This window comes from Sphingomonas sp., assembly GCF_042091075.1.
Classification (GTDB): Bacteria; Pseudomonadota; Alphaproteobacteria; order Sphingomonadales; family Sphingomonadaceae; genus Sphingomonas.
On the sequence record NZ_JBELIE010000142.1, the window covers coordinates 1 to 8,639 of the forward strand.

Genomic DNA, 8,639 nt, shown 5'->3' on the forward strand with positions numbered 1-8,639 from the left:
GCGTCATCGTCAAACATGCCAACCCATGCGGCGTCGCCACCGGCGGGACGTTGATCGAGGCCTATGAGGCGGCGTTCGCGTGCGACACGGTCAGCGCGTTTGGCGGCATCATCGCGGTCAATCGCCCGCTCGACGGCGCCACCGCGCGCGCGATCACCGGCATCTTCACCGAAGTGGTGGTCGCGCCCGACGCCGACGAGGAAGCGATCGCGCTGTTCGCGGCGAAGAAGAATCTGCGCCTGCTGCTAACGGGAGAGCTGCCCGACCCGCGGCGCGCGGGACTGATGGCGAAGTCGATCGCGGGCGGCTGGCTGGTGCAATCGCGCGATGCCGGCCATATCCTGCCCGCCGACCTGAAGGTGGTGACGCAGCGCCAGCCGAGCGAACAGGAGCTGGCGGATTGTCTGTTCGCCTGGACGGTCGCCAAGCACGTCAAGTCGAACGCGATCGTCTATGCCCGCGACGGCAGCACCGCCGGGATCGGCGCGGGGCAGATGAACCGCCTCGAATCCGCCCGCATCGCGGCGTGGAAAGCGAAGGATGCGGCGGACAAGGCGGGGTGGGATCAGCCTCGCACGATCGGCTCAGCGGTCGCCTCGGATGCTTTCTTCCCGTTCGCGGACGGCCTTCTCGCCGCGGTCGAGGCGGGGGCGAGCGCGGTGATTCAGCCGGGTGGCTCGATCCGCGACGCCGATGTGATCGCCGCCGCCGACCAGGCCGGACTGGCGATGGTCTTCACCGGGATGCGTCATTTCCGGCATTGAGGGCGGCGGGCAACCGGGCGACCGCTTCGCGCTAGCGCGTCATGCCGCCTTCGTTGGGCAAGGTCGCTTCCTCGGCACGCGGCACCCGCGCGAACAGCGCGCGGTCGGCGGGGGCGAAGGCGAAGCGCCACAACAGCCCGATATAGCTGCCCGCGATCAGCGGCAGCGTGATCGCGAGGCGCCAGCCGGACGATAGCGGCAGCAGATGGGTCGCCGCCGCCCCCAGCATCGCGGCGACCAACGCCGCCCCGGCGAGCGCCGGGCGGAACGGCGATACCGGCGCGGACAGCAGGTGCGACAACAGGCGCGCCTTGATGATCGACATGATTCCCAGGGCGGTCATCAGCGCCACCGCCGGCCCCGCCGCCTGCCAGGCGACCGGCCAGCCGAGCCGCCGCATCGCCAGCACCAGCACGACGCTGAACCCCATCTGGAATCCCAGCGTTGCCATCGAGATCGCAAGGTTGCGGTGACGCGCGATATAGACCAGCGCCGACTCGCATGTCGCTCCGGGCGAGGCGAGCACCTCCGCGATCAGCAGGAAGGCCAGCGACGCGCTGCCGGCGACGAATTGCGGGCCCAGCACCGCCATCACCGACGCCGCCGGGATCGATCCCATCAACGCGAGGCCCGCCTGCGCCGCCATGATCCAGAAGGCGACCTGTCGCACCTGATGCGCGACCGCGTCGCGATCCCCCTCCGCCAGGCTGCGCGTGATGACCGGGCCCAGGATCGGATCGAAACTGGTCTTGAGCTTGCCCGGCAGCGTCGCGACTTGCTGCGCCATATAATAGATGCCGACGATCTTCGGCGCGAACAGCAGGCCAAGGATGAAGCGATCGACGTTGCGCATGCTCCATTCCAGCGCATCCGCCCCCGCCAGCGGCACGTTGCTGCGCGCCAGCGCGAACAGCTCGCTGACATGCGGCGACCAGCCGCGCGGCAGGCCGTAGCTGCGGACGAACGGGACGATCGACGCGATCAGCGCCGCGATCATCGACGCGACATAGGACAGCACCAGCCCGTCCTTGATCGTGAAATAGCTGAACAGCCAAGCGGCGACGGAGATCGTCCACGGCTCCACGATCGCGCGCGCGGTCACCGCGGCCTTGACGTTATGGCGATAGGCCAGCGCGGCGAGGCTGACATCGGACCAGGCGACCGCGAGAATGATCAGCGGCAGATAGCCGTCGAGCCCGGTGACGCGCGTATTGGCGTACATCACCTGCGGAAAGGTCCATAGCACCGCGCTGGCGATCAGCGAGACGATGCCCGCCACCATCATCCCGTCCCACACCACGTGCGCATGGGGGCGTGACGTGCTGGCCAGTGCCTGCGCCAGACCGCGTTTCAGTCCCAGGGTGGCGATCAGCGCGGCCAACTCGACGACGACCACCGCCAGCGCGAACCGTCCCACCAGCGCCGCGCCATAGATGTGTCCGGCGATGAACAGGAACGGCAGGCGCGCCACCAGCCGCAGGACGAAGCCCGCGATATTGGTCCGTCCTCCCTTGGCCAGTTGCGCGATATCGCGCTCGTCGCTCAATGCGCGGCACCCCAGCTCGCGCCGGTGCCGGTTTCCACCCCCAACGGCACGTCCAGCGTGATCGCCGGTTCGGCCGCGCGCGCCATCACGCCTTCGATCACCTGCCGTGCCGCATCCACATCCGCCTCGGGCAGCTCGAAGACCAGCTCGTCGTGCACCTGCAACAGCATCTGGACGTGCGACAGCCCGGCCGCGGCCAGCGCCGGTTCCATCCGGATCATCGCGCGCTTGATGATATCGGCGCTGGTCCCCTGGATTGGCGCGTTGATCGCGGCGCGCTCGGCGCCTTGCCGCTCATGCTGCACCTTGCTGCGGATCCGTGGAAAGTGCGTCTTGCGACCGAACAGCGTGGTCGTGTAGCCGCGCTCGCGCACCCCGGTGAGCGTTTCCGCGATATAGCGGTTGATGCCGGGGAAGCGCTCGAAATAGCGATCGATCATCGATTGCGCCTCGTCGGCGGTGATGTCGAGCCGCCCCGCCAGCCCCCAGCGCGAGATGCCGTAGAGGATCGCGAAGTTGATCGTCTTCGCGCTCGCCCGCGTGTCACGCGTGACCTCGCCGAACAATTCCTGCGCGGTCAGGCTGTGGATGTCGTCTCCACGCGCAAACGCTTCCCTCAATTGCGGCACGTCCGCCATATGCGCCGCCAAGCGCAACTCGATCTGCGAATAATCGGCGGCGAGGATCACATTGCCCGGTTCGGCGACGAAAGCATCGCGGATCTGCCGCCCCACCTCGGTGCGGATCGGGATGTTCTGCAGATTGGGATCGGTCGACGACAGCCGCCCGGTCTGCGCGCCCGTCAGCGAATAGCTGGTGTGGACGCGCCCGGTGACGGGATTGATCTGTTCCTGCAGCGCATCGGTATAGGTGTTTTTCAGCTTGGTCAGCTGGCGCCACTCCAGCACCTTGGTGGCGATCGCGGCACCGGGCGAATCCCGATCCGCCGCAAGCCGCTCCAGCTCGGTGACGTCCGTGGAATAGACCCCGCTCTTGCCCTTGCGCCCGCCCTTGAGCCCCATCCGCTCGAACAGCACGTCGCCCAGCTGCTTGGGGCTGCCGATCGTGAACGGGCCGCCCGCCAATTCGTGGACCACACCCTCAAGCTGCGCGATCTGGGTCGAGAAATCCGCCGACAATTGCGCCAGCCGCTCCCGATTCACTTTCACGCCGCGCTGCTCCATCCGCGCGATCACCGCCACCAGCGGGCGGTCGACCATCTGATAGACGCGCGTCGCTTCCTCGACGGGCAGCCGCGGGGTGAAACGGCGCCACAGCCGCAGCGTGACGTCGGCATCCTCTGCCGCGTAGCGCGTCGCCGCCTTCAGATCGACTTCGTGAAAGCCGAGCGCCTTCTTGCCCGTGCCGACCACGTCCTTGTACGCGATGCAGCTGTGCGACAGGTGCGTCGCCGCCAGTTCGTCCATGCCATGGCCATGCAACCCGGCATCGAGGTCGAAGCTCATCACGATCGTATCGTCATAGGGGGCGATGTCGATCCCCAGCCGCCCCAGCACGATCATGTCATATTTCAGATTGTGCCCGATTTTCAGCACCGCCGGGTCCTCCACCAGCGGCTTCAGCTTCGCCAGCGCGACGGCGGCGTCGAGTTGCGGCGGCTTCTCCGCGAACATGTCGCTGCCGCCATGCGCGAGCGGAACGTAGCAGGCGAGATTGGGGTGGAGCGCCAGCGACACGCCGACCAGTTCCGCCGCCATAGGGTCCTTGCCGGTCGTCTCGGTATCGATCGCGACCCAGCCCTGATGCCGCGATACCTCGATCCAGCGGTCGAGCGCCGCCTCGTCGACGACGGTTTCATAGCCGTCGTGGTTGCACGCCGGCTCGTCGTCCTGCGGCACGCTGGCGGACTGGGGCACCGGCGCGTCGGCCACCTGCTCCAGCCGTCCCAGCAGGGTGCGGAAGCCGTGATGCTCCAGGAAGGCGCGCAGCGGCGCATCGGGAATGCCCTTCAGCGCCAGCTCGTCGAGCGGCTGGGGCAACGGCGCGTCGCATTTCAGCGTCACCAGCACCTTCGACAGCCGCGCCGCCTCGGCATGCTCGATCAGGTTGTCGCGCAGCTTCCCCTTCTTCATCCCCTCCGCGGCGGCGAGCACCGCTTCGAGGTCGCCATGCTCGGCGATCAGTTTCGACGCGGTCTTCGGGCCGACGCCGGGGACGCCGGGGACATTGTCGACGCTGTCCCCCATCAAGGCGAGCACGTCGCCCAGCTTTTCCGGCCCGACACCGAACTTCTCCACCACATAATCGGGGCCGAGCGTGCGGTTGTTCATCGTATCGAGCATGTCGACCGATGGATCGGTCATCAGCTGCATCAGATCCTTGTCGGAACTGACGATCGTCACCTGCCAGCCCTGCGCCAGCGCGGCCTGCGTGTAACAGGCGATGATGTCGTCCGCCTCCAGCCCCTCGGTTTCGATGCACGGCAGGCTGAACGCGCGCGTCGCATCGCGGATCATCGGAAATTGCGGGACCAGATCCTCGGGCGGCGGCGGGCGATGCGCCTTGTACTGGTCATAAAGATCGTTGCGGAACGTCTTGCTCGACTTGTCGAGCACCACCGCCATGTGCGTCGGCCCATCCGCCTTGTGCACCTGATCCGCCAGTTTCCACAACATGGCGGTATAACCATAGACCGCGCCGACCGGCTCGCCATGCTTGTTCGTCAGCGGCGGCAAGCGATGATAGGCGCGGAAGATATAGCCCGATCCGTCGACGAGATAGAGGTGCGGCATGCGCCCTGCCGTAGCAGGCGACACACGACTTTACACTCACCACGAACGACTTGGTCCATTTTTAGCAGAAATCAGCTCGGCGCGGATAACGCCCATATTATGGATCGCGTTCGCAACTGGCGCGCGACCGGAGCCGGCAATCCCCCAGCCGAACTGGCAGACCGCAAATCCTTGCTGGACGAAGCGGATGCAGCCTTGAGGCGCGTCACCCTGGGCGGCCCCGCGCAGGGCCTGATCCTTGTTGGCCTGCGCGATGTCGGCAAGACCCCCCTGCTCGGCCGCATCAGGAATATCGCGCCAGGAGCGCACTCATGGCCCTGTAGCGCTTACATCTCGTCGTCCGCGGCGCCGGTCGCGCTGCGGGGTTGCGCGCCGGTCAATGCGGCGCAGACGTTCCGGATCAGCTGCTGCCGGTCACGCATCGGGGCGGTGGTGTCGCCGATCATCACCGCGATCGCATAGCGGCGGCCGTCGGGCGCGGTCAGCAAACCAATGTCGTTGAAGCCGGCGTTGCGGCGCCCCAGTTCCTGCCCGGTGCCGGTCTTGTGCGCGAGCTGCCAGCCGACCGGCGTCGCCGCCCGCAAGCGCGCGTGGCCGGTGCGCGAGGCCGCCATCGTATCCAGCAGGATGCGGGTCGACGTCTCGCTCAGCAACTCGCCACGCGCCAGCCGGGCCAGCGCGCCGGTGATCGCATTGGGCGAGGCGCCGTCGGGCGGATTGTCGATATAGCGCTGCATCGCCGCCTGCCGCACCGATGGCGACAGCCGCGCCCGCGCCGCTTCGAAACCGCGACCGACCGCCATCGACTGATTCCACGTCACACCCGCGGTGCCGCTTTGCAGCAACCTTTCCCCCGGCCCGAATTTGATCGCGCCCAATTGCTTCGCGGCGATGAACCGTCGCACCGCCGCCGGCCCGCCGACATAGGTCAACAGGCGGTCGTTGGCGGTATTGTCGCTCTGCGTCAGTGCGCGGGTGAGCAGCCCGCCGATCGTCGTCTGATAACCGGCGCCCTTCACCAATGCCGCGATCGGCTGGTGGAACAGCGTCAGGTCAGCGCGGGTGACGAGCACCGGGTCGTCAAGTTTCAACCGGCCAGCGTCACGCTGCGACAGCACCGTCATCGCGCCCCACAATTTGCTGACGCTCTGCTGCGGCAGCGACAGGTCGCCGCCGCGCTGTACCAGCCAGCCGTCATCGAGCGAGCGTACCGCTGCCCCCGCCTTTCCCGGAAATTCGCGGATCAGTTGATCGATCCGTTCCTGTAACGCGCGCGGCGGCAGCGGCGGGCGCGTCTGCACCGGGGGCGGCGGCAGCGGCACCGAGACCAGCGGCGGTGGTGGCGCGGCCGGGATCAGCGCCGAGCCAGCCCCCGCCCCGCAGCCCGCGATCAGCAGCGACCAACCGATGACGCTTAACCGGCGCCCCAACGTCTTCGTATCCATGTCGTCTGCCACTACCCCACGCGAACCCGACTCTGTCGCCGCCGGGCCCGTGGTGACAATCCCGGCCGACCGCACGCTGCGACGAACGGTGCCTGTCGTGGGGTCTACCGGCAACGCCCTGATTCCGCGAGAGTTTGGAGCACCATTATGGGACTAGTACGGTATCGACCGGGGGATCGACCAGGTCCGGGTAATCCAGCGTGTAGTGCAAGCCGCGGCTTTCCTGCCGGTGCAACGCCGACCGCACGATCAGGTCAGCGGTCTGCAACAGGTTGCGCAGCTCGATCAGATCGGGGGTGACGCGGAAATGCCCGTAATAGTCCTCCACTTCCGACCGTAGCAGGTCGATGCGGTGGCGCGCGCGTTCGAGCCGCTTGGTGGTGCGGACGATCCCGACATAGTTCCACATGAAGCGGCGAATCTCGGTCCAGTTCTGCTTGATCACCACTTCCTCGTCGGAATCGGTGACGCGGCTTTCGTCCCACGCCCGGATCGCTGGCACGGGGGGCAGCGTATCCCATTGCGCCGCGATATGATGTGCCGCCGCCTCGCCGAAGACGAAGCATTCCAGCAGCGAATTTGACGCCAGCCGGTTGGCGCCATGCAGTCCCGACTGGGTGCACTCGCCCGCCGCATACAGCCCCGGCAGATCGGTCCGCCCGTCGCGGTCGACCATGATTCCGCCGCAGGTATAATGCTGCGCCGGCACCACCGGGATCGGCGCGACGGTCATGTCGATACCCAACCCGAGCAGCTTTTCGTGGATGTTGGGGAAATGCGCGCGGATGAAATCGGCGGGCTGGTGACTGATGTCGAGGTGAACGTAATCGAGGCCGTAGCGCTTGATCTCGGCATCGATCGCGCGGGCCACCACGTCGCGCGGCGCGAGTTCCAGCCGTTCGTCGTAATACGGCATGAAACGCTTGCCGGTGGTGGGATTGATCAGCCGCCCGCCCTCGCCCCGCACCGCCTCGGTGATCAGGAAGTTCTTGACCTCCAGATGATAGAGGCAGGTCGGGTGGAATTGCATGAATTCCATGTTGGACACGCGCGCGCCCGCCCGCCATGCCATCGCGATACCGTCGCCGGTGGCGCCGCGCGGCGCGGTGGAGAACAGATAGGTGCGCCCCGCCCCGCCCGTCGCCAGCACCGTCGCACGCGCGGTATGCAGGCTCACCCGCCCGCTGCGCCGGTCGATCGCATAGACGCCCCAGACGTTGCCCGCCCCCGAGTAACGCTCCTCGTGACGGCTGGTGGCGAGGTCGATCGCGACCTGATCGGGGATCAGCGTGATATTGGGGTGCGCCTCCGCCGCGCGTTGCAGCGCTTCCTGCACCGCCCAGCCGGTGGCATCGGCGACATGTACGATGCGGCGGTGTGAATGCCCGCCCTCGCGGGTCAGATGCAGTGCGCCGGCCTCCTCGGCGAACGGCACGCCCAGCTCCTGCAGCCGCCTGATCGCAGCCGGTGCCCGTTCGACGACGAATTCGACGACCGCGCGATCGTTGAGCCCCGCGCCCGCGACCATCGTATCCTCGACATGATTCTCGAACGTGTCGCCGGGTTCCAGCACGGCGGCGATCCCGCCCTGCGCCCAGGCGGTGGAGCCTTCGTTGAGCGCGCCCTTCGCCAGCACGGTGACGCGGAAGCGGTCGGCAAGGTTGAGCGCCGCGGTCAACCCCGCCGCGCCCGAACCAACGATGAGAACGTCCGTAGCGGTCATACCGATCCTAGTGGCACGCTCGTGACGATCCGCAAAGCCGGGATGCGGCGCGGGCGGCGCGGCCGCGCTATCCGTTCGCCGCGCGCGTCAGGTTCAGGAACACGTCCTCCAGGTCGGCTTCCTTGGTCGAGACGTCGACGATGCCGAACCCGCTCGCCTGCACCGCGCCCAGCACCTCGCCAGCGTTCACGCGATCCTTCGAATAGGTGATTTCCAGCGTGCGCGCGCCCCTCAGCACGATCTTCTCGAAACAGGTCGAGCGCGGCAGCGTGGCGACATCCCGGTCGACGGTGACCGCGACGATCTTTTCCTGCGCCTTGCCGACCAGCTGCGCGGTCGGTTCATTGGCGATCACCTTGCCGTGATTGATGATCGCAATGCGATCGCACAGCTCCTCGGCTTCCTCCA

General features: G+C 67.3%; 5 protein-coding genes and 2 pseudogenes. 1 reads left to right on the forward strand and 6 read right to left on the reverse strand.

Going from position 1 to position 8,639, the window contains the following annotated elements:
- Window positions 1–764: pseudogene (gene purH, locus ACFDSW_RS13035) on the forward strand (bifunctional phosphoribosylaminoimidazolecarboxamide formyltransferase/IMP cyclohydrolase); the annotation flags it as partial.
- 31 nt (window positions 765–795) lie between these two features.
- Here purH and ACFDSW_RS13040 read toward each other — a convergent pair.
- From ACFDSW_RS13040 to ACFDSW_RS13065, 6 genes and pseudogenes are all read right to left on the reverse strand, one after another.
- Window positions 796–2,310 (reverse strand): lipopolysaccharide biosynthesis protein, encoded by a 1,515-nt coding sequence (locus ACFDSW_RS13040; protein ID WP_375250717.1) that lies wholly within the window; start codon window positions 2,308–2,310, stop codon window positions 796–798.
- Window positions 2,307–5,063 carry a DNA polymerase I gene (polA, locus tag ACFDSW_RS13045; protein ID WP_375250718.1) on the reverse strand — a complete coding sequence of 919 codons (2,757 nt, stop codon included), beginning with the start codon at window positions 5,061–5,063 and terminating at the stop codon, window positions 2,307–2,309. The genes ACFDSW_RS13040 and polA overlap by 4 nt, the downstream gene beginning before the upstream one ends.
- Window positions 5,064–5,099: 36 nt before the next feature.
- A complete protein-coding gene (locus ACFDSW_RS13050) occupies window positions 5,100–5,372 on the reverse strand; it encodes a hypothetical protein (protein ID WP_375250719.1) in 273 nt (90 codons plus the stop codon).
- Between the two features lie 17 nt (window positions 5,373–5,389).
- Window positions 5,390–6,508, reverse strand: a complete 1,119-nt coding sequence (locus tag ACFDSW_RS13055; protein ID WP_375250720.1) for a serine hydrolase — start codon at window positions 6,506–6,508, stop codon at window positions 5,390–5,392.
- Between the two features lie 145 nt (window positions 6,509–6,653).
- A complete protein-coding gene (gene nadB / locus ACFDSW_RS13060) occupies window positions 6,654–8,231 on the reverse strand; it encodes an L-aspartate oxidase (protein WP_375250721.1) in 1,578 nt (525 codons plus the stop codon).
- A gap of 67 nt (window positions 8,232–8,298) precedes the next feature.
- A pseudogene (locus tag ACFDSW_RS13065) lies at window positions 8,299–8,639 on the reverse strand (ABC transporter ATP-binding protein); the annotation flags it as partial.

Coding starts and splice junctions, on each gene's coding strand:
- ACFDSW_RS13055 (WP_375250720.1), bottom strand. CDS start 6,508: ATGGATACGAAGACGTTGGGGCGCCGGTTAAGCGTCATCGGTTGGTCG.
- nadB (WP_375250721.1), bottom strand. CDS start 8,231: ATGACCGCTACGGACGTTCTCATCGTTGGTTCGGGCGCGGCGGGGTTG.
- polA (WP_375250718.1), bottom strand. CDS start 5,063: ATGCCGCACCTCTATCTCGTCGACGGATCGGGCTATATCTTCCGCGCC.